Origin of the sequence: Sulfitobacter sp. PM12 (genome assembly GCF_045586035.1) — a bacterium.
GTDB lineage: Bacteria > Pseudomonadota > Alphaproteobacteria > Rhodobacterales > Rhodobacteraceae > Sulfitobacter > Sulfitobacter pontiacus.
On sequence record NZ_CP151529.1, the window covers coordinates 839,264 to 862,875 of the forward strand.

General features: G+C 60.9%; 22 protein-coding genes and 1 tRNA gene. 15 read left to right on the forward strand and 8 right to left on the reverse strand.

Features of this window, described 5'->3' with window-relative positions:
- Positions 1–30: 30 nt before the first annotated feature.
- Positions 31–1,686 carry an energy-dependent translational throttle protein EttA gene (gene ettA, locus AADW22_RS04000; protein ID WP_005851397.1) on the reverse strand — a complete coding sequence of 552 codons (1,656 nt, stop codon included), beginning with the start codon at positions 1,684–1,686 and terminating at the stop codon, positions 31–33.
- A 368-nt stretch (positions 1,687–2,054) separates the two neighbouring features.
- On the opposite strand from ettA, the gene AADW22_RS04005 reads away from it, so the two are divergent.
- The 3 genes from AADW22_RS04005 (at position 2,055) to AADW22_RS04015 (ending at position 4,767) form a co-directional block, all read left to right on the forward strand.
- Entirely contained in the window at positions 2,055–2,495 is a 441-nt protein-coding gene (locus tag AADW22_RS04005; RefSeq protein ID WP_005851399.1) for a universal stress protein, read from the forward strand.
- A gap of 11 nt (positions 2,496–2,506) precedes the next feature.
- Positions 2,507–4,060: a sodium:alanine symporter family protein gene (locus AADW22_RS04010; protein WP_168592809.1), complete on the forward strand. Its 1,554-nt coding sequence runs from the start codon at positions 2,507–2,509 to the stop codon at positions 4,058–4,060.
- Between the two features lie 77 nt (positions 4,061–4,137).
- Positions 4,138–4,767: a nicotinate-nucleotide adenylyltransferase gene (locus AADW22_RS04015; protein ID WP_168592810.1), complete on the forward strand. Its 630-nt coding sequence runs from the start codon at positions 4,138–4,140 to the stop codon at positions 4,765–4,767.
- On the opposite strand, the gene AADW22_RS04020 is transcribed toward AADW22_RS04015, so the two are convergent.
- Positions 4,732–5,556, reverse strand: a complete 825-nt coding sequence (locus tag AADW22_RS04020) for a DMT family transporter (protein ID WP_407474303.1) — start codon at positions 5,554–5,556, stop codon at positions 4,732–4,734. The two genes, AADW22_RS04015 and AADW22_RS04020, sit on opposite strands and share 36 nt — an antisense overlap.
- A gap of 88 nt (positions 5,557–5,644) precedes the next feature.
- On the opposite strand from AADW22_RS04020, the gene AADW22_RS04025 reads away from it, so the two are divergent.
- A complete protein-coding gene (locus tag AADW22_RS04025) occupies positions 5,645–7,156 on the forward strand; it encodes a D-alanyl-D-alanine carboxypeptidase/D-alanyl-D-alanine-endopeptidase (protein ID WP_005851407.1) in 1,512 nt (503 codons plus the stop codon).
- 15 nt (positions 7,157–7,171) lie between these two features.
- Here the strand turns inward: AADW22_RS04025 and AADW22_RS04030 are convergent, their stop codons facing one another.
- Positions 7,172–7,594 (reverse strand): tellurite resistance TerB family protein, encoded by a 423-nt coding sequence (locus AADW22_RS04030; RefSeq protein ID WP_037944901.1) that lies wholly within the window; start codon positions 7,592–7,594, stop codon positions 7,172–7,174.
- 119 nt (positions 7,595–7,713) lie between these two features.
- Between AADW22_RS04030 and AADW22_RS04035 the strand changes: the two genes are divergently transcribed.
- From AADW22_RS04035 to AADW22_RS04045, 3 genes are all read left to right on the forward strand, one after another.
- Positions 7,714–9,294: a lysine--tRNA ligase gene (locus AADW22_RS04035; RefSeq protein ID WP_407474304.1), complete on the forward strand. Its 1,581-nt coding sequence runs from the start codon at positions 7,714–7,716 to the stop codon at positions 9,292–9,294.
- A gap of 62 nt (positions 9,295–9,356) precedes the next feature.
- The gene (locus tag AADW22_RS04040) at positions 9,357–9,770 is read left to right on the forward strand and encodes a DUF4864 domain-containing protein (protein ID WP_407474305.1); all 414 of its coding nucleotides are present in this window, start codon (positions 9,357–9,359) and stop codon (positions 9,768–9,770) included.
- Between the two features lie 160 nt (positions 9,771–9,930).
- Positions 9,931–12,219, forward strand: a complete 2,289-nt coding sequence (locus AADW22_RS04045) for a glycosyl hydrolase family 28-related protein (protein ID WP_407474306.1) — start codon at positions 9,931–9,933, stop codon at positions 12,217–12,219.
- On the opposite strand, the gene AADW22_RS04050 is transcribed toward AADW22_RS04045, so the two are convergent.
- Together AADW22_RS04050 and AADW22_RS04055 are read right to left on the reverse strand one after the other, a co-directional pair.
- A complete protein-coding gene (locus AADW22_RS04050; RefSeq protein WP_407474307.1) occupies positions 12,216–12,890 on the reverse strand; it encodes a hypothetical protein in 675 nt (224 codons plus the stop codon). The genes AADW22_RS04045 and AADW22_RS04050 overlap by 4 nt on opposite strands.
- Positions 12,891–13,015: 125 nt before the next feature.
- A complete protein-coding gene (locus AADW22_RS04055) occupies positions 13,016–13,201 on the reverse strand; it encodes a PLDc N-terminal domain-containing protein (protein WP_005851419.1) in 186 nt (61 codons plus the stop codon).
- Between the two features lie 155 nt (positions 13,202–13,356).
- On the opposite strand from AADW22_RS04055, the gene AADW22_RS04060 reads away from it, so the two are divergent.
- Positions 13,357–13,635 carry a hypothetical protein gene (locus AADW22_RS04060; protein ID WP_005851422.1) on the forward strand — a complete coding sequence of 93 codons (279 nt, stop codon included), beginning with the start codon at positions 13,357–13,359 and terminating at the stop codon, positions 13,633–13,635.
- Positions 13,636–13,708: 73 nt separating this feature from the next.
- On the opposite strand, the gene AADW22_RS04065 is transcribed toward AADW22_RS04060, so the two are convergent.
- Positions 13,709–13,963 carry a hypothetical protein gene (locus tag AADW22_RS04065; RefSeq protein ID WP_005851424.1) on the reverse strand — a complete coding sequence of 85 codons (255 nt, stop codon included), beginning with the start codon at positions 13,961–13,963 and terminating at the stop codon, positions 13,709–13,711.
- Positions 13,964–14,130: 167 nt separating this feature from the next.
- Between AADW22_RS04065 and AADW22_RS04070 the strand changes: the two genes are divergently transcribed.
- The gene (locus AADW22_RS04070; protein WP_005851426.1) at positions 14,131–14,316 is read left to right on the forward strand and encodes a DUF3008 family protein; all 186 of its coding nucleotides are present in this window, start codon (positions 14,131–14,133) and stop codon (positions 14,314–14,316) included.
- 9 nt (positions 14,317–14,325) lie between these two features.
- Here the strand turns inward: AADW22_RS04070 and uvrB are convergent, their stop codons facing one another.
- Together uvrB and AADW22_RS04080 are read right to left on the reverse strand one after the other, a co-directional pair.
- Positions 14,326–16,542, reverse strand: coding sequence for an excinuclease ABC subunit UvrB (uvrB, locus tag AADW22_RS04075; RefSeq protein ID WP_009826016.1), 2,217 nt, complete (start codon positions 16,540–16,542; stop codon positions 14,326–14,328).
- 100 nt (positions 16,543–16,642) lie between these two features.
- Positions 16,643–16,927 carry a hypothetical protein gene (locus tag AADW22_RS04080; RefSeq protein ID WP_037964940.1) on the reverse strand — a complete coding sequence of 95 codons (285 nt, stop codon included), beginning with the start codon at positions 16,925–16,927 and terminating at the stop codon, positions 16,643–16,645.
- A gap of 140 nt (positions 16,928–17,067) precedes the next feature.
- Between AADW22_RS04080 and AADW22_RS04085 the strand changes: the two genes are divergently transcribed.
- The 6 genes from AADW22_RS04085 (at position 17,068) to AADW22_RS04110 (ending at position 23,594) form a co-directional block, all read left to right on the forward strand.
- Positions 17,068–17,379 carry an ETC complex I subunit gene (locus AADW22_RS04085; protein WP_005851432.1) on the forward strand — a complete coding sequence of 104 codons (312 nt, stop codon included), beginning with the start codon at positions 17,068–17,070 and terminating at the stop codon, positions 17,377–17,379.
- 130 nt (positions 17,380–17,509) lie between these two features.
- Entirely contained in the window at positions 17,510–18,436 is a 927-nt protein-coding gene (locus AADW22_RS04090) for an MYG1 family protein (RefSeq protein WP_005851434.1), read from the forward strand.
- Positions 18,437–18,545: 109 nt separating this feature from the next.
- Positions 18,546–19,937 carry an L-seryl-tRNA(Sec) selenium transferase gene (gene selA / locus AADW22_RS04095; protein ID WP_407474308.1) on the forward strand — a complete coding sequence of 464 codons (1,392 nt, stop codon included), beginning with the start codon at positions 18,546–18,548 and terminating at the stop codon, positions 19,935–19,937.
- Positions 19,934–21,805, forward strand: coding sequence for a selenocysteine-specific translation elongation factor (gene selB, locus AADW22_RS04100; RefSeq protein WP_407474309.1), 1,872 nt, complete (start codon positions 19,934–19,936; stop codon positions 21,803–21,805). The genes selA and selB overlap by 4 nt, the downstream gene beginning before the upstream one ends.
- A 41-nt stretch (positions 21,806–21,846) precedes the next feature.
- Positions 21,847–21,941 (forward strand) — tRNA-Sec (locus tag AADW22_RS04105).
- Positions 21,942–22,004: 63 nt separating this feature from the next.
- Entirely contained in the window at positions 22,005–23,594 is a 1,590-nt protein-coding gene (locus tag AADW22_RS04110; RefSeq protein ID WP_407474310.1) for a TlpA family protein disulfide reductase, read from the forward strand.
- The last annotated feature ends 18 nt before the right edge of the window (positions 23,595–23,612 follow it).

Here is a 23,612-nt window from a genome sequence, read left to right on the forward strand (position 1 = left end):
GGGGCCTTTTTCTTAAAGCTTTCGCCGAGATCAGCGCGAGAATTTCTTGTGTTTCATGCGCTTGGGTTCCATGGCGTCTTCGCCCAGACGACGCTTCTTGTCCTCTTCGTAGTCAGAGAAGCCGCCCTCGAACCATTCAACATGCGCGTCGCCTTCAAAGGCGAGGATGTGCGTACAAATCCGGTCAAGGAAGAAACGGTCGTGCGAGATGACCACGGCACAGCCCGCGAAATCGACCAGCGCGTCTTCGAGTGCGCGCAGGGTTTCAACGTCCAGATCGTTGGTAGGTTCATCGAGCAGCAGCACGTTGCCGCCTTCTTTCAGCAGACGTGCCATATGCACACGGTTGCGTTCACCGCCCGACAGCAGGCCGACTTTCTTCTGCTGGTCACCGCCCTTGAAGTTGAAGGCGCCGCAATAGGCGCGGGAGTTCACTTCGGCATCGCCAAGCTTGATGATCTCGGCCCCGCCCGAAATGGCCTGCCAGACGTTGTCATCAGGGTTCAGGTCATCGCGCGACTGGTCAACATAGGACAGATCAACGGTATTCCCCAACTCGATCGTGCCGGTATCGGGTTGTTCGTGGCCGGTGATCATCTTGAACAGGGTCGATTTACCCGCGCCGTTGGGGCCGATCACGCCGACGATCCCGCCGGGCGGCAGAGAGAAGTCCAGCTTTTCGATCAACAGCTTGTCGCCCATGGCTTTGGACAGGCCCTCTACCTCAAGCACCTTGTTGCCCAGACGGGGACCGTTGGGGATAACGATCTGGGCGCGCGTCAGGCGTTCGCGCTCTGAGCTGTCGGCCATTTCGTTATACGACTTGATCCGCGCTTTGGATTTCGCCTGACGGGCCTTGGCCCCCTGACGCATCCATTCCAATTCGCGCGACAGGGTCTTTTGCTTGGACTTGTCCTCGCGGGCTTCCTGTTCAAGCCGTTTGGCTTTCTGGTCGATCCAGCTGGAATAGTTCCCCTCGTAGGGGATGCCATTGCCGCGGTCGAGCTCGAGGATCCAGCTGGTGATGTTATCCAGGAAGTACCGGTCGTGGGTGACGATCAGGATCGTGCCCTTATAGTCGATCAGGTGCTGTTGCAGCCACGCGATGGTTTCCGCGTCCAGGTGGTTGGTCGGTTCGTCAAGCAGCAGCATTTCGGGCGCTTCAAGCAGCAGCTTGCACAGCGCCACGCGGCGGGCTTCACCGCCGGACAGTTTGGTCACATCGGCATCGTCTGGCGGGCAGCGCAGGGCTTCCATCGAGACGTCGATCTGGCTGTCGAGATCCCAGAGGTTCTCCGCGTCGATCTGATCCTGCAAGGCGGCCATTTCGTCGGCTGTCTCGTCGGAATAGTTCATCGCCAGTTCGTTGTAGCGGTCCAGAATGTCCTTCTTGGCTTTCACGCCCAGCATGACATTTTCGCGCACGGTCAGGGCGGGGTCCAGATAGGGTTCCTGTTCCAGGTAGCCGACCTTGGCCCCTTCAGCGACCCATGCTTCGCCCGAGTAATCCTTGTCCTTGCCGGCCATGATCTTCATCAGCGTGGATTTACCCGCGCCGTTGACGCCGACCACACCGATTTTCACACCGGGCAGGAAGTTCAGGTTAATGTTGTCGAAACACTTTTTGCCGCCCGGGTAGGTCTTTGAGACACCGGACATGTGATAGACATATTGATAGGCGGCCATTGAGAATCCTCGGATAAGCTGAATACGGTTTGGAACGTGCAATATCGCCACAGGCGGGCAAGAGCAAACATTCAATATATAAGGCCTGTGCCGCGGTTTTGAAGCCCGTGTGTTCCCGGGCGATTCACAAGGCGCAGGGGCAAGACGCACAAAGCGCTGATCGCGCGGGCGGCAAAGGCTGTTTTTCCGATAACTATCCTTTTTTACCGTTTTCGAACGGTGAACTGGGGACGAATGACCGAATTTTACGCGAAATTCAGTCGAAAAAAATTTTGGACCTCGTTTATATTCGCCTAATCCGGGTGCGTTCAGCGCCCCGGTACAACGCGGCCGCAAAAAGACCGCGTCATACACAAAGGGACAAATACATGACAGCATCCACTATTGTTGTTGGACTGGACGGGGGGGAAGCCGGGGCGCGCGCTTTGGATTTCGCAACGAAACAGGCCAAATTGATTGGCGATTGCGAGCTCAAACTCGTTTACGTGATTGAATGGTCTCCATTCAGCTTCCAGACCTCGGAAGAGAATGACCAGCGCCACAAACGGCGCGAAGAGGAACTGGCACTGGCCCGCGAACGTATCGTCGATCCGGCGGTCAAGAAGGTCAGCGAAGACGGCGTCACCGTTCAGGGCATCGTGAAACACGGCGATGTGGCCGATATTCTGGACGATCTGGCCAAGAAGCACGGCGCACAGCAGATCGTGGTGGGCCGTGTCGGTCTGCGCGGCCTGAAAGAGCGTATGTTCGGCGGCGTTACCGGCCGCTTGGCTGTGGCGTCCCGCGTGCCTCTGACGATCATTCCTTGAAAGGTCATATCATGAAAAAATTTCTGACAACGGGTGCGGGGGCTGCTGCTGTCTCTGCCTTGCCCATGGTTGCCGCGGCACAAGAAACCGTCGGCATGGATCAACGCATCAATGATATCTTCGCGGGTTCGACGGGCTGGTTCGTCAATCTGATCTTCATGTCGCTACCCGGCACCAACTTCCCGTGGATCGTGCTGTGGCTGGTGGTCGCGGCGACGGTATTTACGCTGTATTTCGGCTTCATTCAGGTCAAAGCGTTCTGGCATGCGATCTCGCTGGTCAAAGGCGATTATTCCGATCCCGATGACGCGGGCGAGGTGAGCCACTTTCAGGCGCTTGCAACGGCGCTGTCGGGGACTGTCGGTCTGGGCAATATCGCGGGCGTCGCGGTGGCCGTGGGCATCGGCGGTCCGGGGGCGACCTTCTGGATGATCCTGGCCGGTTTGCTGGGCATGGCCTCCAAGTTCACCGAATGTACGCTGGGTGTGAAATACCGCAATGAATACGCCGATGGCACCGTTTCCGGTGGTCCGATGTACTATATGACAAAGGGCTTCAAGGAGCGCGGCCTGCCTTTGGGCGGGGTGCTGGCGGTGATCTTTTCGATCTTTACCATCGGTGGTGCCTTGGGCGGCGGGAATATGTTCCAGGCCAATCAGGCCCATGCGCAGCTGTCCGGTATCATCGGAGACTACCCTGGCTGGATCACGGGCATCGTCTTTGCCGCAGTGGTCTTTGCGGTCATCGTCGGCGGGATCAAATCCATCGCCAATGTCACCGAGAAAATCGTGCCGCTGATGGGGGTGATCTATGTTGGTGCCGCGCTGATCATCCTGATCGTTGAATACGACAAGATCGGTTGGGCCTTTGGCCAGATTTTTGAAGGTGCGTTCAGTGGTCTGGGCGTTGCAGGCGGTCTGGTTGGCGCGCTGATCCAGGGCTTTAAACGGGCGGCGTTCTCGAACGAGGCGGGTGTCGGCTCGGCGGCGATCGCACACTCTGCCGTGCGCACCAAAGAGCCGGTGACCGAAGGCGTCGTATCCCTGTTGGAGCCCTTCATCGATACCGTTGTCATCTGTACGATGACCGCGCTGGTGATCACCATCTCTGGCGTGCTGGTGATGGACCCCGAAACGGGCCGCTTCATCCTGAATGACGCAGGCACCGCGATCCAGACCATCGACGGGTCAAGCGGCGTTCAACTGACATCGGCTGCCTTTGCGACCGGGTTCAGCTGGTTCCCCTATGTGCTGGCGCTGGCGGTGATCCTGTTCGCCTTCTCCACCATGATCAGCTGGTCCTACTACGGGCTGAAGGCGTGGACCTATCTGTTCGGTGAAGGCAAAACCAAAGAGATCGTGTTCAAGGTGATCTTCTGCCTGTTCATCATCGTGGGGGCGGCGGCCAATCTGGGCGCGGTTATCGACTTCTCTGATGCGATGATCTTTGCGATGGCGGTTGTGAACATCACGGCGCTGTACTTCCTGATGCCGATCGTGAAGCGCGAGATGAAGAGCTATTTCGCGCGTTTGAAATCCGGCGAGATCAAGAAGTTCGTCGATTAACGCTCGGATAACGCGATTGACAAAGGGGCGTTGCTGCCCTTCTTTCGGCCCCTGATGTATATCGGGGGCCGTTTTCGTTGGGTTATCCATTTCCATATGCGCCCCCGGGGCAGGTGATCGGGCTGCTTGGCGGGTCGTTTGATCCGGCGCACGAGGGGCACGCCCATATCACCCGCGAGGCGATCAAGCGTTTCGGGCTGGATCGGGTGTGGTGGATGGTCAGCCCGGGCAATCCGCTCAAGGCGCATGGGCCGGCACCGATGGCGTCCCGCTTGACCCGCGCGCGCGAGGTGATGCAGCACCCGCGGGTCGAGGTCACGGATATCGAGGCCCATCTTGGCACCCGCTACACCGCGCAAACCCTTGCCGCGCTGCGGGCCCGCTATCCCGGTGTGCGCTTCGTCTGGCTGATGGGGGCGGATAATCTGGCGCAGTTCCACCTGTGGCAGGATTGGCGGCAGATCATGGAGACTGTGCCCCTAGGGGTGCTTGCACGGCCCGGCCAGCGCATATCGGCACGGATGAGCCACGCCGCGACGCTTTATGCACCCTACCGGATTTCGGGGCGGCAAAGTCAGCTCTTGGGGCAGACACCGGCCCCCGCGTGGTGTTTCGTGAACGTCCCGATGGTCGATGTCAGCTCAAGCGCGATCCGGGCCGCGGGCAAATGGTCAGCGCAATCTGGCAGAGGCGATACCCGCCCCTAGGATCATCGCCATGCCGACCCATGTCAGCGCGTCGGGCCATGCGCCAAACACCAGCCACCCCAGCCCCACGGCGGACAGCAGTTGCAGATACACCAGCGGTGCGACCTTGGTCGCAGGGGCCATGCGATAGGCGTATAACATCAGCAGGTTGCCCAGCATCGAACAAAGCGCGCTTGCGAGGCTTAGCCCCAGGACGGGGCCGGTCAGCGGCGGGAAATAGACCAGCCCCAGCGGCAAAAGCAGCAGCCCGCTGATCACCAGCTGGCTGAAGGTCAGCGCAAGGGGCGGGGCCAGATGCGACAGCCAGCGCGACATCGTGAGGAACACGCCATAAAGCGTCCCCGCGGTCAGCGCCCAAAGCAGCCCCGCACTGGGTTCAAGACCCGGTCGGACCACGACCAGCACCCCCAGAAACCCCGCTACGATCAACGCGCTGCGTTGAAGCGATATCGCCTCGCGCAGGAAGAGCGCGGCCAGCACATAGCTGAGCAGCGGACCGATAAAGAAGGCGGCAAAGACATTGGCCACGTCCTCGGTCACCAGTGCTGTCTGGATGCAGGTAATGCTGCCGCACAGGATGGCGGCACGGACCCAGATGCGCCAGTTGCCGAAAAGGGCGCGCGTTTGCGGCGGGGCGAAGGGCACCAGCAGCAGCGCCCCTATGGCAAACCGCGACCACGCCACAAAAACGGGGGCCACGCCAAGCTGTGAGGTCAGGATCTTGCCCGCGCTGTCGCCTGCGGGAATCAGTGACATGGCGACAAACATGATCAAAATAACGCGTTGCATGTCTTGTCAGTTAGCATGGGCCCCCGCCCATGAAAATGTGATTTGCAAGCGCTTGTGTCGCTCTGTCCTGTCAGGTTTAAGTCGCCCCATGAAAACTGTTTTATCCCGTCGTTTGTTTCTGAGTACCGCTGCGGCGGCTGTTGTGGCTCCGGCGGCCTTTGCGGCACCGCCAACTGAATCGCTGCGCCCCGTCTTGCGCGGGGACGATTTGTTCCGGCAGGCGATCCCCTCGGCGCAAGAGCTGATCGACAAGGCGCGGTTGAACGGGGCTGTGACCTTTAGTCTGGCGGATGCGGAAACCGGTGCGGTGCTGGAACAGAACGGCCCGCTGGACGGGATGCCCCCAGCGAGCGTGACCAAGGCGATTACCGCGCTTTACGCGCTGGATACCTTGGGGGCGGCGCATCAGTTCCAGACGCGCATCATGGCGACCGGTGGCATTGTGGACGGCGAAGTGCAGGGCGATCTGATCCTTGTGGGCGGGGGCGATCCGACGCTGGATACGGACGGGCTGGCCAAAATGGCCGATGACCTCAAGGCGGCGGGCATTATCGGCGTCAAAGGCGGGTTGAAAATTTACGAACGCAGCCTGCCGGTCTTCCCGTTGATTGATGCGGATCAGCCGGATCATGTGGGCTATAACCCCGCTGTGTCAGGGCTGGCGCTGAACTTTAACCGCGTCCACTTTGAATGGAAGCGCGAGAACGGCAGCTATTCGGTGCTGATGGACGGGCGGTCGGGGTCTTATCGCCCTGACGTGGCGATGGCCGCGATGGAGATCAGCGACCGCAGTGCGCCGGTCTTTGCCTACCGTGACGCAGGCACCCGCGATGACTGGAGCGTCGCGAAAAGCGCCTTGGGCAATGGTGGGTCGCGCTGGCTGCCGGTGCGCAAGCCGGGGCTGTATGCGGGCGATATCTTTAAGACATTGGCGGGGGCACAGGGCATCCGTCTGCGCGACATGGCGTTGATCACCAGCTTGCCCGAGGGCGAGGTGCTGGTGACCCGTTCCAGCGCGCCGCTGCGCGATATCCTGCGCGATATGTTGAAGTATTCCAATAACTTGATCGCAGAGATGGCGGGGCTATCCGCCACGGTTTACCGCACGGGCACGCCCGCGTCACTGCGCGCGTCTGCGGCAGAGATGAACGTGTGGGCCAAGGCCAATCTGGGCATGGATGCACCCGCGCTGGTGGACCATTCGGGGCTAGGCGAAGACAGCCGCGTGACCGCGCAGGATATGGTGACGGCGCTGGTACGGGTCTATGGATCGGGCACATTGAAACCGTTGCTCAAGTCGATTTCCCTGCGCGATTCAAAGGGGCGGCCCGTGCAGGATCACCCGATCAAGGTGGAGGCGAAGACCGGCACGTTGAACTTTGTCTCGGCCTTGGCGGGGTATCTGACGGCACCGGACGGGCGGGTGATGGCCTTTGCCGTGTTCACCGCCGATATGCCACGTCGCGCCACCCTGACCCGCGCGCAACGCGAACGCCCCGAGGGGGGGCGGGCGTGGAACGGGCGCTCCAAACGGTTGCAGCAAGGGCTGATCGAACGCTGGGGGGCGTTCCATGTAGCTGCGGATTCGGCCTCTCTTTGATCGCGGTGACGCGGCCTATTTGACGTGACGGGCGCGGGCACCGCGTTCGATGGCGGCGGCGTGCAGGCGGTCGAGGTCAAGCTCGTAGCGGATTTCTTCCAGCAGACGCAGTTCGGCTTCGTCCAGCGTGCCGTCGGCGGCGGCCACATCGCAGGCCAGCGCATAGGCCGTTTCGTTCAGCCGGTCGGGCAGCGCGCCTTTGATCAGGCCGAACAGGGCATCCAGCCCGTCTTCCTGTTCGAACAGGTCGAACACCATCGAGCTGACAGAGCTGATGCGGTCCACATCATAGCCCGAAAAGACGGGGAGCATGTTTACAGCCGTCTGGATCTTGAGCAATTCGGTGGTGCGGATGTCCTCGTCTGATGCGGAAACCGCGATCATCACGGCGACAAGGCAATCCTGCGCGCTGAGGGTGAGGGAGGTGTCGTCATTCATGCGCATTTCCGTTCGGTCATTCCGTTGATCTGCAGATTATTGACGGGCCTACGGGGACGCAATAGGTACGGGCTGCCTGCGCGCATTGGGTGCGGGGTGAAAATGATGGAATTGATGACATGTCGCAGATGCGTGAAGCAGCCCTAACCAGTAAAGCGTGGCCGTTCGAGGAAGCACGTCGGGTGTTGAAACGCTATGCAAACAAGGCCCCCGAGAAGGGATACGTCTTGTTCGAGACCGGCTATGGCCCGTCGGGTCTGCCGCATATCGGGACCTTCGGCGAAGTTGCGCGCACGACGATGATCCGCCGCGCGTTTGAGCAGATCAGCGACATTCCGACGCGGCTGGTGTGCTTTTCGGACGATCTGGACGGGATGCGCAAAGTGCCGGGTAACGTGCCCGACCCCGCCGCATTGGAAGAACATCTGCAGCGCCCGCTGACATCGGTGCCCGATCCTTTCGGCAAATACGACAGCTTTGGCGCGCATAACAACGCCATGCTGCGGCGTTTTCTGGATACCTTCGGGTTCGAGTACGAGTTTATCTCTGCCACGGAATTCTACGGCTCAGGCAAGTTCGACGAGGTGCTTTTGCGCGCCGCCGAGAAGTATGACGAGATCATGGAAGTGATGCTCAAGTCGCTGCGCGAGGAGCGTCGGCAGACCTATTCGATCTTCCTGCCGATCCACCCTGAAACGGGGCGGGTAATGTATGTGCCGATGAAAGCGGTCAACGCCAAGGAAGGCACGATCACCTTCGACGATGAAGATGGCACCGAAATGACCCTGCCGTTGACCGGCGGCAATGTGAAGTTGCAGTGGAAGCCCGACTTTGGCGCCCGTTGGGCCGCCCTTGATGTCGACTTTGAGATGTACGGCAAGGATCACAGCACCAACACGCCGATCTATGACAAGATCTGCCGTATTCTGGGCAACCGCCCGCCCGAGCATTTTACCTATGAGCTGTTCCTTGATCAGGACGGGCACAAGATCTCCAAGTCTTCGGGCAATGGTCTGACCATCGACGAATGGCTGACCTATGCCAGCGCGGAATCGCTGTCGTATTTCATGTATCTCAAGCCCAAGACGGCCAAGCGCATGTATTTCGACGTGATCCCCAAGGCGGTCGACGAATACCACCAGCAGCTGCGCGCCTATGAAACGCAGGACGACAAGGGCAAGCTGAACAACCCCGTTTGGCATATCCACGGGGGCGATGTGCCCAAGTCGGATATGGTTGTGCCCTTCTCGATGTTGCTGAACCTCGCGTCGGTCTCCTCGGCCGAGGACAAGTCGCAACTGTGGGGCTTTATCCAGCGGTATGCGCCGGATGCGACGCCCGAAGGCAACCCCGGTATGGATGCGGCGGCCGAGCATGCGGTGCGCTATTACAATGATTTCGTGAAGCCCGCCAAAGTGTTCCGCGCCCCTTCCGAGCTGGAGCGGGAAGCTTTGGAAGATCTGCGGGACCAGCTGAAAACATGGGACGGCAGTCTGGATGCCGAGGCGTTGCAAACGATGGTTTTCGCCGTCGGGAAAGAGCGTTTCGACCCGCTGCGCGACTGGTTCACCGCGCTGTACGAAGTGTTGCTGGGCGCCAGCCAAGGTCCGCGGTTCGGTGGGTTCATCGCGCTGTATGGCGTGGATGAAACGGTCGCCCTGATCGACGACGCGTTGGCGGGCAAGCTGACCACGGCGTGAAACTATTGCCCTATGGTGTGCGTGGCTTAGGTTAAGTTCAACACATCATAGGGAGCATTCTCATGCGTGGCGCGGTTCTTTCGGCCTTTTTCGGAATGGTTTTGACCTTTGCGACGGCGTTTGGTGCCACGGCGCAGCAGGCGGATATCGAAAGTACGATCACAGGCCAGTTCGACGCTTTCAAGGCAGATGATTTCGAGGGTGCCTTCGCATATGCGAGCCCCAATCTGCAGATGATGTTTCAATCTACCGAGAATTTTAAACGTATGGTGACCACGGGCTATCCGATGGTCTGGAAACATGCCGAGGTGCGGTTTCTGGATCTGCGCGAGATCGCCGGTGCGCAGTGGCAGAAGGTTCAGGTCACGGACCTGAAAGGATTTACCTATTTGCTGGATTATCAGATGGTTGAGACGCCCGAGGGCTGGCGTATTGCCGCCGTTCAACTGCTGGATGCGCCAAGCGTTTCTGCCTGACCGGCGCGACATCTTTGGCACGCTCATGTGACCGCCTGCGGCGTACGCTGCGGTTAGGCGTGGTTAACCCTTTGTGCATAAATCTTTCCCCCTGCCGGCCAAGCGCCGGAGTTTTGCAATTCATGGGGGGCGACATCGCAACCCGACGAAGGGGATGACGATGAACAAGGCAATCACGGACGGTTTGCTGCTGACACCTGCGGCATTTGCGCAAGGCTTGGATGTGTATTCAAGCGGGGATGGCACGGCGGGGTCTGATACCTATGCCAATGCCATAAATGCGGCGTTTATCCCTGCGGATCAGGACTTTGGCGGGGCGCTTGAACTGATAAAAACGCAATCCACGCAAAAGCTGCGATATATGGGGCAAACGCCACTTTTGCCGGGGTGTTATCTGCGGATCACGGCGCGGGTGAAGGCGATCAGTGGGAATCTACCGTCGGTGCGGATCGCGGGGTATCCGGCGCTTGGCAATGGCAGCCGCGCGGGCGGGCTGGTCGAGGCCGGTCCGGCGGTGACGCTGACCAGCTATGGCGAGGTGGTCGAGGTCAGCGCGATTGTCGGGTCGGGGCTGCGCGGCGGGGTCGATATGGTCTGGGGCAATGCGCCGGTCTATGGGCATTTCGGGCTGGACCTGACGGGGCAGAATGGCGGGGTCGTTCGCATTGACGATTTGCAAATCGAGGATGTGACGGGCGTCTTTCTGCGCGACATGCTGGCACAGGTGGATGTGCGGGACTACGGCGCGGTAGGGGATGGCAGCACCGATGATACGGCGGCCTTTGTGGCGGCGAATGCGGATGCGCAGGGGCGCAGCGTGTTGATCCCGCGCGGGACGTATCTGCTGAACGGGGACGTGACCTTTGACGCGCCGACGCGGTTTGAGGGGACGGTGACCATGCCCGCCAGCGCGATCCTGCTTTTGCGCCGCAACTTTGATTTGCCGAACTATATCGAGGCTTTCGGGAATGAAGAGATCGCCTTTCGCAAGGCGTTTCAGGCGTTGCTGAACAATGCGGATCATGAATCGCTGGATCTGGGTGGGCGCAAGGTCAACGTGACCGGCCCGATCGATATGCAGGCCGCGACACCCGAACGCAGCAGCTATGCCACGCGGCGGGTGATCCGAAACGGCCAGCTTGAAGCGGCCACGAATGGCGATTGGGATACGGTCACGGTGCCCTCGCAGGCCAGCTATTCGCCCTCGGATGCGCGCAAGCTGACAAATGTGGTGAATGTGGCGAATGTGCCTGTGGGGGCGCTGATCACGGGCAATGGGGTAGGGCGCGAGATCTATGTGCGCGCCAAGAACGTCGCCACGCAAGAGATTACCTTGAACGCGCCCTTGTATGATGCGGCGGGGACGCAGAATTTTACCTTTACGCGGTTCCAGTATCTGCTGGATTTCAGCAACTACAGCCAGCTGAGCAAATTCGTTCTGGATGACATCGAATTCCAGTGCAACAACGTGGCCAGCGCCATCAACCTTGCGCCATCGGGGACGATTTTCCATGTGCGGGACTGCTTTATCTCGCGGCCCAAGGATCGCGGGATCACGTCGATCGGGGGGGGCTGTCAGGGGATGTTCGTGGACCGTTGCCAGTTCCTGTCCGCCGAAGATGCGCTGGACGTGCCGGACCGGACCACGATCGCGATCAACTGCAACGCCAATGACGTCAAGATCCGCGACAACCGCGCCACGCGCTTTCGCCATTTTGCGCTGCTGGCGGGGCAGAATAATATCGTCACGGGGAACCACTTCTTTCAGGGGGATACGGTCAAGAACGGTGTCCGCTCTGCAGGGTTGATCCTTGCGGCGCAGCACACGGCCAGCGTGGTCAGCGGGAACTATATCGACAATTGCTTTGTCGAATGGACCAACGAACAAGACCCCGCGCCGGACTACAGCAGCGAGTATTCTTTCAGCTCCCTGTCGATCAGCGGCAATATCTTTCTGTCGGGCGAGGTGGCCCCGTGGTTCAGCTATATCGTGATCAAGCCCCATGGGGCGGGCCATGTGATCAATGGGCTGACGATCAACGACAACCGCTTCCGCAGCATCAACGGGTTCATTGATCGGGTCGAACGGATCGATACCAGCTTTGCCGATATGGATTTCTCGCGGATGCGCAATATCGAGATGACCGGCAATTCGTTCCACGGCATCCATAATCCGGTGTCGAACCCTGTGCAGGTTGAACATACCGAAGCCAGTCTGGCCAAGACCTGGGTGGTGGATATTGCCGACCGCTTTCCGTTCGGCGGGTGGGCGATTGCGGTGGATAGCATCACGATGGACGGGCCGGTGCGCAACGGATCGAATGTGGCGCAATACAGCGTGCCCTATGTGCTGACGGATCAGGGTGCGGATCGCGATCTGCTGCATCTGGTCTGGAGCACCAGCGTCAAAGGGTCGATCTTTATGCAGGCGCGCATGGATAAACGCTAGAACTCGCGCCAGAGCGAGAGTTTTAGCGCGGGGTTGGACGTGTCGTTGATCAACGTCTCTGCCCCGATCTGGAAGCGGATATCGGGGCGGCTTTTCAGCGGGCGCATGACGATAGAGGGCGCGACAGAGGTGGCGCTGGCGGCAGAGGTCGAGGCATAGTAGATTTGCAGCATTCCCGAAAACCGGTCGCCGAAGTTGATGCCTATGGTGCCGTCGACTTTGGCGAGATGCTCTTGCAGGTAGATGTCCCACGCGAGGGAGCTGTCGATGGTCACCCAGCCGTGTTTCTGCCCCAGCGTATAGCCGCGACCCCAAGACAGCCCCGCTTTGACATTGGGATAGACCGCATCCCCCACCCATGCCGCGCCGAACCCCAGCTCTGCCGACCAGACGTTCGGGCGGTCGCGGCGGCCTAAGGGGCGGCGCAAGAAGACCGACCCAAACCCCGATTGCAAGCCGATGGAACTGGCGAGAAATCCGACCTCTGCCCCAAGGGTCAGGTCGTCGCGCACGCCATATTCCATGAAGGTGCTTTCCGAAATGTCGTAGCTGCGCGTGACGTTTACCGTGGTGGAGGTGAAGCCCGTGCCCTTTTCGCGCAGCCACGCGCCGCCCTGTGCAGGGGTGGGAAGCTGCAGTAAGCCAAGCAGAAGGATCGGCCAGTAGCGCATGGGATACCCTTTCGGCGGGTAGCTTGGCGCGTCATGCTTAACAAATTACTTACAGACCTTTGGGGCGGCATGCGAAAAGGCCCGCAGCAATGCTACGGGCCTTTGTCAAATCCTGTGTGCGTCGCTTAGACGTTGACGCTGCCGCCGCGTGGGCCAGCGATCAGCCATACGATAAAGCCGACGACCGGGAAGATCAGGACGCCGAGAATCCAGAGGATTTTCGCAAGCCCCGAAGCGCCGGAGGTGAAGATTTGATAGATCGCGTAGATGTCTGCGATCAGGATAATGAGTCCGAGAAGGCCGAATTCCATTGTAAAGCTCCTGGGTTGTAATCTGCATTACTGTCTGGAGTCACAACTTCCCGTTCGGCCCAGATGTTCCCGAAAATGTTACTGGAACCATTTCCCGTTTCGCCGAGTTGCCCTTGCATCGCCTAGAACGGCAAGTGAATTTGGAAGGAAATACTATGAAGACCTCTACAGCAGTAATCGCAGGCCTTGCCGCAATTCTGGTCATCGCATTCGCGATCTTTTTCATCGATATCGATCAGACTGAAGAAGGCGCGCTGCCGGATGTTGATGTGTCCGTCGAAGGCGGCAACCTGCCCGAGTTTGATGCACAGACCGGTTCGGTTTCCGTGACTGAAGAAGAGGTCGACGTTGAAGTTCCGGACGTTGAAGTGACCACCGAAGAGAAAACGATCACCGTCCCCGGCGTTGAGGTTACTCCGCCCGCAGGTGACTGATATCTTTTGATCGTTTGAACGCAGAAAGCGCCCTCTGATTTGGTCAGGGGGCGCTTTTGTTATGGGATAGGGCTTAGTTGCGGGTCAGCTTGGTCGCGGGTTTCGCACCGTTGTCGCCGTCGGAAGCGAAGGTCAGCGTGACTTTATCGCCGGCCATCAGGTCGGACGGGACAAGGGTTTTGGCATCCAGCGTCCAGGATGATTTGTCTTGTAGGACGATGATATTCGCAAGGCGGTCATAGGCAAGGATCGTGCCGGTTGTCTCATCGGCAAAGGCGGGGGCAGAGAGGGCGGTCAGGCCCAGTGTAGCAAGGGCGATCAGGCGCATTTGGGATCCTCCGGATAAAGCGCAGACTCCGAATGTGGGGTGGGTGCGGGCGCAAAGCAATCACCTTGCAACGGGCGCATGAAAATAATTATGCGCCAAGCCGTAGCAGGGGAACTGCGGGCGGGTGGACGGGTTGTGCCGCTACATCCAACTGACAGGAGACAGCGATGAAAGCCCAATCAAAAGCCCAACAACGCGCCGCCGGTGCAGCCCTGTCTGCCAAGAGGGGCGAGACCAAGGTCAAGGATCTGCAAGGCGCGTCAAAAGATATGTACGACAGCATGTCAGAAGACGAGCTGGAGGAGATGGCCTCGACCGACCATGACGGGTTGCCGGACGAGGTGGATGACTAGACGCGCCGCCTAGCGTTTCTTGCCGCCGTAGCGGGATTTGCCACCGCGCATCCCGCCGCGACCGCCGGTTGATCGGCCCGACGCCTTTTGCGCGTCGTCGACGGCTTTTTCGACAGCGTACTGACGCGCCATCGGATCGTCGGCGATGGCCAGATCGACGGATTCGAGCCGCTTGACCTCGTCGCGCAGGCGTGCGGCTTCTTCGAATTCGAGGTTCTCGGCCGCTTTGCGCATATCGGTGCGCAACCCGTCGAGCACGGTTTGCAGGTTGCCGCCTGCGAGCGGGTTGTCGATCTTGGCAGTGACGCGGCTCATGTCCACATCGCCTTTGTAGAGACCGGCGAGGATATCATCGACGTTCTTCTTGACCGTTGTCGGCGTGATCCCGTGTTCTTCGTTATAGGCGAGCTGCTTGGCGCGACGGCGGTCGGTTTCGCCAATCGCACGCTCCATCGAGCCGGTGATGCGGTCGGCGTACATGATCACGCGGCCTTCGGCGTTCCGCGCGGCCCGCCCGATGGTCTGGATCAGCGAGGTTTCCGAGCGCAGGAACCCTTCCTTATCCGCATCGAGAATCGCCACCAGCCCACATTCGGGAATGTCCAAGCCTTCGCGCAGAAGGTTGATCCCGATCAGCACGTCAAAAGCACCAAGCCGCAGGTCGCGCAGAATTTCGATGCGTTCGATCGTGTCGATATCGCTGTGCATATAGCGCACGCGGATGCCCTGTTCGTGCATGTATTCGGTCAGGTCTTCGGCCATGCGTTTGGTCAGCACGGTGCAAAGCGTGCGATAGCCGTCGGCGGCGACCTTGCGCACCTCGTCCAGCAGATCATCGACCTGCATCTCGACAGGGCGGATTTCGATTTTGGGGTCGATCAGGCCGGTGGGGCGAATGATCTGTTCAGTAAAGACACCGCCGGATTGTTCGATTTCCCACGCGGCGGGGGTGGCCGAGACAAAGACCGACTGCGGGCGCATGGCATCCCATTCCTCGAACTTAAGGGGGCGGTTGTCCATGCAAGAGGGCAGGCGGAACCCGTGTTCGGCCAGCGTGAATTTGCGTCGGTAGTCGCCTTTGTACATCCCGCCGATCTGCGGCACGGAGACGTGGCTTTCGTCTGCAAAAACAATCGCGTTGTCGGGGATGAATTCGAACAGCGTGGGGGGCGGCTCTCCGGGGGCGCGGCCCGTCAGATAGCGCGAATAGTTCTCGATCCCGTTGCAGACGCCGGTGGCTTCAAGCATCTCGATGTCGAAGTTGCAGCGCTGTTCAAGCCGTTGCGCTTCCAGCAGTTTTCCTTCGGCGACAAGCTGGTCCAGCCGCATCCGCAGCTCTTTCTTGATGCCGATCACCGCTTGGTTCATCGTTGGTTTCGGCGTCACATAGTGGCTGTTCGCATAGACGCGGATCTGGTCGAAACTGCCGGTCTTCTCACCCGTCAGAGGGTCGAATTCGGTAATGCTTTCCAGCTCTTCGCCAAAGAAGGACAGACGCCATGCGCGGTCCTCAAGGTGGGCCGGAAAGATTTCAAGGCTGTCGCCGCGCACGCGGAAAGTGCCGCGCTGGAAGGCGGCGTCATTGCGTTTATACGCCTGCGCGATCAGGTCTGCGATCACTTGGCGTTGGTCATAGTTGTTGCCGGTCTTGAGGTCCTGCGTCATCGCGCCATAGGTCTCGACCGAGCCGATCCCGTAGATGCACGACACCGACGCGATGATGATCACGTCATCGCGTTCCAGCAGCGCCCGCGTGGCAGAGTGGCGCATCCGGTCAATCTGTTCGTTGATCTGGCTTTCCTTCTCGATGAAGGTATCGGACCGCGCGACATAAGCTTCTGGCTGGTAGTAGTCGTAGTATGAGACGAAATATTCCACGGCGTTGTCGGGGAAGAACCCTTTGAATTCGCCGTAAAGCTGCGCCGCCAGCGTCTTGTTCGGCGCGAGGATGATCGCGGGGCGCTGCGTTTCCTCGATCACCTTGGCCATCGTGAACGTCTTGCCCGTCCCCGTGGCCCCCAGCAGCACCTGATCGCGTTCGCCCGACCGCACCCCTTCGGACAGTTCCTTGATCGCCGTGGGCTGGTCGCCTGCGGGTTCGAATTCGGTCGCCAGTTTGAACTTCTTGCCGCCCTCGAGCTTGGGGCGTTCGCGCACGTTGGGCGCGGGATTGGCAAGATAGGCGTCTTTGCGCTCGGGCAGACTGTCAGAGTGGGCGTAGGCCATAACATCGTCCTTTGGGGGTGTTCCCTAAGGTGTCATGTTTTCGCGCGGGTTCAAGGGGCACAGCCTTGCGCGACGCGCATATGTCGCTTTCGTCGCAGGCTTATTTGGTCAGTCGCTTGCGGTTGGCGCTGACCTTTTTGCTGACCGGGACCATCGCGGCCGAGAAAATCTGGTCGGGCGTGCCCCCGGCAAAGGCGGCTTTGGTGGCCGCCTGATAGGCTTTGGCCATGGCGGGGCCTTTCTCATTCACCATGCGGGCGTTCTCTCCGCGGGTCTGGGGAAGGGCACCGGCCATCCCCAAAAGCCTAAGCGTCATAACGGCTTGGGTGTCGATCATCAGCTTGGCGAGGTTGGCATTGAGCGTCATCAGGGTCAGGGGGTTCATGAGAGGTGCTCCGATTGCATAAGGTCAGTCTATGCTGCGCCGCAGCATATGTAACGCGAATTCGGCACAAATCACTGTGATGCCTTGATCCTTGGCCGCATTTGGCTGATAAACCGCCTGATCACAGCGGAGATTCAGCTATGCGCGCGCGTATTTATCAGCCTTCCCGAACTGCCATGTCCTCTGGCACGGCCAAAACCCGTGTCTGGTTGCTGGAATTCGACCCAGAGCACGCGCGCGAGATTGACCCGTTGATGGGCTGGACCTCGTCGAAGGACACGCAAACGCAGGTGCGTTTGCAGTTCGCCACCAAGGAAGAAGCGGTGGAATACGCCCGCGACCACAACATCGACGCGCTGGTGCAAGACCCCAACAAACGCCGCGCAAATGTCCGCGCCGGCGGCTATGGCGAGAATTTCGCCACAGGGCGCCGCGGGGCCTGGACGCATTAACTCTTTCTACGTTTTCTTATGCTAGGCCCGTGACGGGCGGTGTGAGCGATACATATTCACAGGGCGGCCCCTCGCACGGTCGCCCGTTTTCATTTCGACCTGCTGAACAGATGCGCAAAGGTACAGAAACATGACGATCACCCAACTCGTGACCCACTCAGGCGGTTTTCATGCGGATGAACTCCTATCCTCTGTCATCCTGACGCGGCTGTTTCCAGACGCCACGGTGCTGCGCAGCCGCGACAAGGCGCTGATCACACCGGCCGAGGGGCGCATCATCTACGACGTGGGCGGTGACTTTGATGCCGAAGCAGGGATTTTCGATCACCATCAACGTCCCAATCCGCTGCGTGAAGACGGGCAGCCCTATAGCTCTTTCGGGCTGATCTGGGCGCATTACGGGCATGATTATCTGCGCGCGCTCGACGTGCCCGAGGCGGATGTGAATGCCATCCACGACAGTTTTGATCGCGGGTTTGTTCTGCCGATCGACCTGCTGGATAATGGTGCCGTCAACGCGTCAGAGGCGGGGCCGCTGTTTGCCGGTCTGACCTTGCCCGCGCTGTTGGAAAGCCTGAAACCCGTCTTCGATGACCGCGAGGAAGGCGTGGACGACCGCGCCTTTGCCGCCGCCTTGCCCATTGCGCGCGCCTTTGTCGAAGCGTCGATCCGTCGCAAAGCCGCCAAGTTCCGCGCCGAAGCGATGGTCATGACCGCCATTGATGCTGCGGGCGAGGGCCATGTGCTGGACCTGCCCATGGGCATGCCGTTTCGCGGGGCCGTGGTGAAGGCGGGGGCGGATCATCTGCTGTTCGTCATCCACCCGCGCGGCGAGGAATGGACGCTGACAACGATCCGGTCGGGGGATGATACGTTCGAGAACCGCGCTGATCTGCCGGTGGCTTGGGCGGGTCAAAAAGACGCCGCGCTTGAGGAAGCATCAGGCGTCAAAGGGGCAAAGTTCTGCCACAACGGCCGCTTTATCGCCGTCGCCGATAGCCGCGAGGCGATTTTGCAGATGGCCGACATCGCGGTGAAGGAAGCGCTGGCAGCGTAACCCGCGGGGCGGGTGCCCTTGTTAGTCGCCCGCTATTGGCCTGCGTTCCGGCTTGCCCCCGTGGCCCGCGCGATTACACTGCGCGTTCAGCCATCGGGGGGCGTGAAGCGTGAACAGCCAGCTTAGACATTTGCCACAGATCGATACGCTGTTGCAGCAACCGCATGTGGCGTCTTTGGTTGCGACTTACAGCCACGACGAGGTGCGTCGCGCCCTGCGCGAAACGCTCGACCAGCTGCGCCGTGATATTCGGGGCGGCGGGGTGGTCGATTTGCCCGATTACGCCGGTGAACCCTTTGCCCATAGCCTTGCCGACCGGATAAAGGCAGCCCGCCAGCCGAACCTGCGCCCTGTCATCAATGCCACGGGTATCATCATCCACACCAATCTGGGCCGCGCCCGTCTTGCCCCCGAGGCGCTGCAGGCGATGGACCAGATCGCTGCACGGCCTTCGAACCTTGAGCTGAACCTGAAAACCGGAAAGCGCGGGTCGCGCTATGACCATGCCGAGGCGCTGATCTGTCAGTTGACAGGCGCAGAGGCGGCGCTGATCGTGAATAACTGTGCCGCAGCGGTGGTCTTGGCGCTGATGGGCGCTGCCGCGGGGCGCAAGGTGATCGCCTCGCGCGGGGAGCTGGTCGAGATTGGCGGGTCTTTCCGTCTGCCCGATGTGATCGCGCAAAGCGGTGCAGAGCTGAAAGAGGTCGGTGCCACCAATAAAACGCGGCTTAGCGATTATGCCGATGCGGTGGACGAGGATACGGCGGTTCTGTTGAAAAGCCACACCAGCAACTTTCGCATTGTGGGCTTCACCTCTGCCCCGTCACGCACAGATTTGGCGCAACTGGCGGCGGAGCGGGATCTGATCCTGATGGAGGATCTGGGCAGCGGCGTGCTGATTGACCTTGCCCCCTTTGGGCTGCGCGATGAGCCCGTGGTGGGGGATATCCTCAAGGCGGGTGTCGATCTGGTCATGTTCTCGGGCGACAAGCTGCTTGGTGGGCCGCAGGCGGGGATCATCGCGGGACGGGCGGATATTATCGCGGGGCTACGCAAGCACCCGTTGCTGCGGGCTTTGCGCATCGACAAGCTGTCGCTGGCCGCGCTCGAGGCGACCTTGCGTCTTTACCTGCCGCCCCATGATCCGCTGGCGCGGGTGCCGGTCTTGCGCGCGCTCTCGCAGCCTTTGGCAGAGGTAGAAGCGCGGGCGCAAAGGCTCGCGGGTTCCCTCGTTGCGGTGAAGGGGGTGGATGTTGAGGTGATGGCGTCAGCCGCCTATGTCGGCGGCGGGTCGCTGCCGCAGCAGGATCTGGACAGTTGCAGCGTCGTCGTGGCCTCTGCCGCGCTGTCTACTGAAAGCTTGGCAGATCGTTTACGGGGCGGGGTGGTGCCCATTGTCGGTCGTATCCATCAGGGCAAGCTGTGGCTGGACATGCGCACGGTAATGGATGACGAACTACCCGATATCGTCGCGGCGCTGGGCGCGATCGCCGCCATATGACATCGGCCTGCGTCATTGTGATCGGCCATGTGGATCATGGCAAGACGGCGCTGGTGCGGGCGCTCACGGGGATGGAGACGGACCGGCTGGCCGAGGAAAAAGCCCGTGGCCTGTCGATCGCGCTGGGGTTTGCCCATTGCGAGATGGCGGGTGGGACGCTTGACCTGATTGACGCGCCGGGGCACGAGGATTTCATCCGCACCATGGTGTCGGGTGCGAGCGGCGCGCAGGGCGCGATGCTGGTCGTCTCGGCGGTGGAGGGCGTCGCGGCGCAAACGCGCGAGCATGTGCAGATCGCGAGACTGTTGCAGGTGCCCGTGGCGGTGGTCGCGGTCACCAAGGTGGATTTGATCCCCGAGGCGACATTGCCTGCCCGTCTGGTGGAAATTGCGGATGCCCTTACCGCGCAAGGCGTTACCGGGGCCGAACTGGTGCCCTGCTCGGCGACAACCGCTGGCGGGACGGATCATCTGCGGCAGGTCTTGGCGCGGCGGTTCAACGCTTTGCCCGCGCGGGCCGCGCCGATGGGGGCGTTCCTGCCGGTGGATCGCGCGTTCACACTGGCGGGACGCGGAACGGTGGTGACGGGCACGCTGCTTGGCGGCGCGTTGGCGGTTGGCGAAGTGTTGACCGTGCAGCCAAGCGGTGCGGCCACGGTGGTACGTGGCCTGCAAGCACGCGGCGCGGCGCGGGAGAGGGTTACGGCGGGAGAGCGGGTCGCGGTGAACCTGCGCGGTATCGCGCTGGAGGATATTGCCCGCGGCGATGTGATCTGTACGGGCGGGCAGGGGGCGACGCTTTGTATGGATGTGTGGTTGACCGTCTCTGACACGGCACCGCGACCGGTCAAACATATGCAGGATTTGCGCGTGCTGTGGGGCACGGCGCATGAGGTCGCGACCCTGCGGCTGATGGGCGGTGGCCAGATCGCGCCGGGGGGCGCGGGGCTGGGGCAGCTGCGCTTCAAACGCCCCGTGGTGGGGTTCGCGGGGCAGGCGGCGGTGTTGCGTCAGCTTTCCCCTGCGGCGACGCTGGCGGGTGCGGTGATCCTTGACCCGCAGGCCACGGCAGTCGGGGCGGGCGACAGACGGCGGTTGGCGGTGATGCAGGCGGCACAGCAGCAGGATTGTACCGCGCTTGCCGCAGCGCTTTGTGCGCAGGGGCGCGGGGTGGCGCTGTGGTCTGATCTTGTCCGGTTGGCGCGCTGCGATGCGACGGCTGCGCTGCCCACAGGCGTTGTGCGGTTATCGCCGGAACATATCGCGCTGGCCGACGACCTCGCCACGGTACGGACGGCGGTGGTGGCGGCTTTGCAGCGCTTTCACGCTGACCACCCGATCAAGCAGGGGGCGGCGCTTTCGATGCTGCAACAGGTGACACCACTGCGGGGTTTGGTGCCCTTTGCCCAAGCTGAGTTGCACAGGGGTGGAGAGGTTGTTTTGCGCGACGGTTTGGTCAGTCTCGCACGGCATGACCCCTTTCCAGCACTTGCCCCGCAACAGCTTGCCCGCCTGACCGAGATCGAAGAGAGGATGCGCGCAGGCGGCACCTCCCCCCCGGATGTACGGCAGTTCGATGCGCCTGATGACGCGGATCTGATCGCGCTGATGGTGGCGCAGGGGCGGTTGGTGTCCTTGGCGAATATCGCGTTGAAAAAGCAGGTCGTGTTTCACGCGGCGACCATCGGCCAAGCGCAGCGGAGCCTTGCGGCAAGCTTCCCCCCGCCCACGGCCTTTACCGCCAGCGCAGCGCGCACCGCCTTGGGCACCACCCGCAAGTTCATCGTGCCGCTGCTTGAGCATCTGGATGCGCTAGGCATGACCCTGCGCGATGGTGACACGCGGCAGATCGCGCCGCAGACGCATTAGGCTTTCGCTTGCCCTGCGGCAGGGCTACGGTGTGGCAACGCGGAGACGACCGGAGTCTGGTGGCTTCCCTGGTCTTCAAAACCATGGACGCGTCGATACGGCGTGTGGTGGGTTCGATTCCCATCCGTCTCCGCCAAGCTGTCTGGACATGCCTGACGATCCCCCACAGTATGCAGCGGCATACTTGGGAGGGGGCGACATGAGTGATCGGAAACCGGAATTTACCCTGAAGGATCTGCAAGGGGCGGCCCACTTTTTTGACGGCACGGGCCCTGCGCTGGTCTGTTTCGTGAAAGAGGATTGCGAGACCTGCAATATTGTGGGGCCGGTGCTGCAAGCGCTGTCGCAGGCCTATGGCGATGCGGTGCGGTTTCTGGTGCCGGGGCAATCCGGCGAGAAGAACGGCGATTTCGCGCAGCGCCACGGGCTGACCATGCCGGTGCTTGAGGATGCGGGCTGCAAGACCTCGTTCGACTGGGATTTCGAGATCGTGCCCGCGCTCTACTGGATTGATGAAAGCGGCGCTGTCGTGACCCACTTTGAAGGCTTCGTGCGCGATGACTGGCAGGCATTGTCCGACCAGATGGCCCATGCGACGGGCAAAGCTGCGGCGCAGATCGATTGGGACAGCCTGCCCGCCTGGCGTCCGGGATGCGGGTCGAAACACTTTGACCCCGAGGTCTACGACGCGCTGCGGGCAGAAGCCGAAGGCAGCCGTCTGCGCGCCCGCAAGGTCGAGGTCGCCAGCGGCGATGACATGGCGGAATTTATGTTCGATCAGGGCTTCTCGGACGGGTTGCCCTTGGTGCCGCCGACGCCCGAACGGGTGATCCGCATGTTGGAAGGGACGCATCGTGATCCGCAGGATGTCATCGCCACGGTGCCGCCGAATATGGGCATCGCCACGGTCGAAAAGATCGCGATCAATGCGGTGATGGCAGGGTGTAAGCCTGAATATCTGCCCGTGGTGATCGCAGCCGTCGAAGCCGTCTGCACGGATGAATTCAACATCCACGGGGTCACCGCGACAACCATGGGCGCGGCGACGGTCATGGTGGTGAACGGGCCGATCGTGGACAAGATCGGGCTGAACGGCGGCTTGGGCGCATTGGGTGCGGGGAACCGTGCCAATGCCACCATCGGGCGCGCGCTGCGGCTGATCATCCGCAATGTCGGCGGGGCGACCACGGGCGGGGTCGAACGGTCTGTTCTGGGCAATCCGATGAAATACACCATGTGCTTTGCGGAGAACGAGGCGGCCTCGCCATGGGAGCCGCTGCATGTAGAACGCGGGTTCAAGGCGGAGGATTCGGTCGTGACTGTCTTTGCCATGACCGGCGGGCCGGTGCATCTGGTGGACCAGACCTCGCGCAGGCCGGACCAGATCGCGGGCTCGTTGGGGCAGGGGCTTGAAGGGGTGTTCCTGCCAAAGATGCACAACCTGCCGATTGACGCGCTGCTGGTGGTCTGCCCCGAGCATATCCAGACGCTGACCGTCGATGGCCCCTATTCCAAAGACCGGCTGCGCGACCGTATCCAAGAGGTCACGGCGCGCCCCTTGTCGGAGATGGTGCAGGATGACCATTCGGGCGCGGGTATCCCCGTGGCGGACGCGGAACGCATGGGGTCGGAAAAACTTGCGCAGTTGGCCCCTAAATTTGCGAGCAAGGAATATATCCATATCGTCGTGGCCGGTGGCGATGCGGGCAAATTCTCGTCCGCGTTCCACGGGTGGGCCACGGGGGAGGTGGGGTCGATTTCCGTTTCCAGAAAGATCGATCTAGGCTAGCTTTCACAGCAGAGGAGG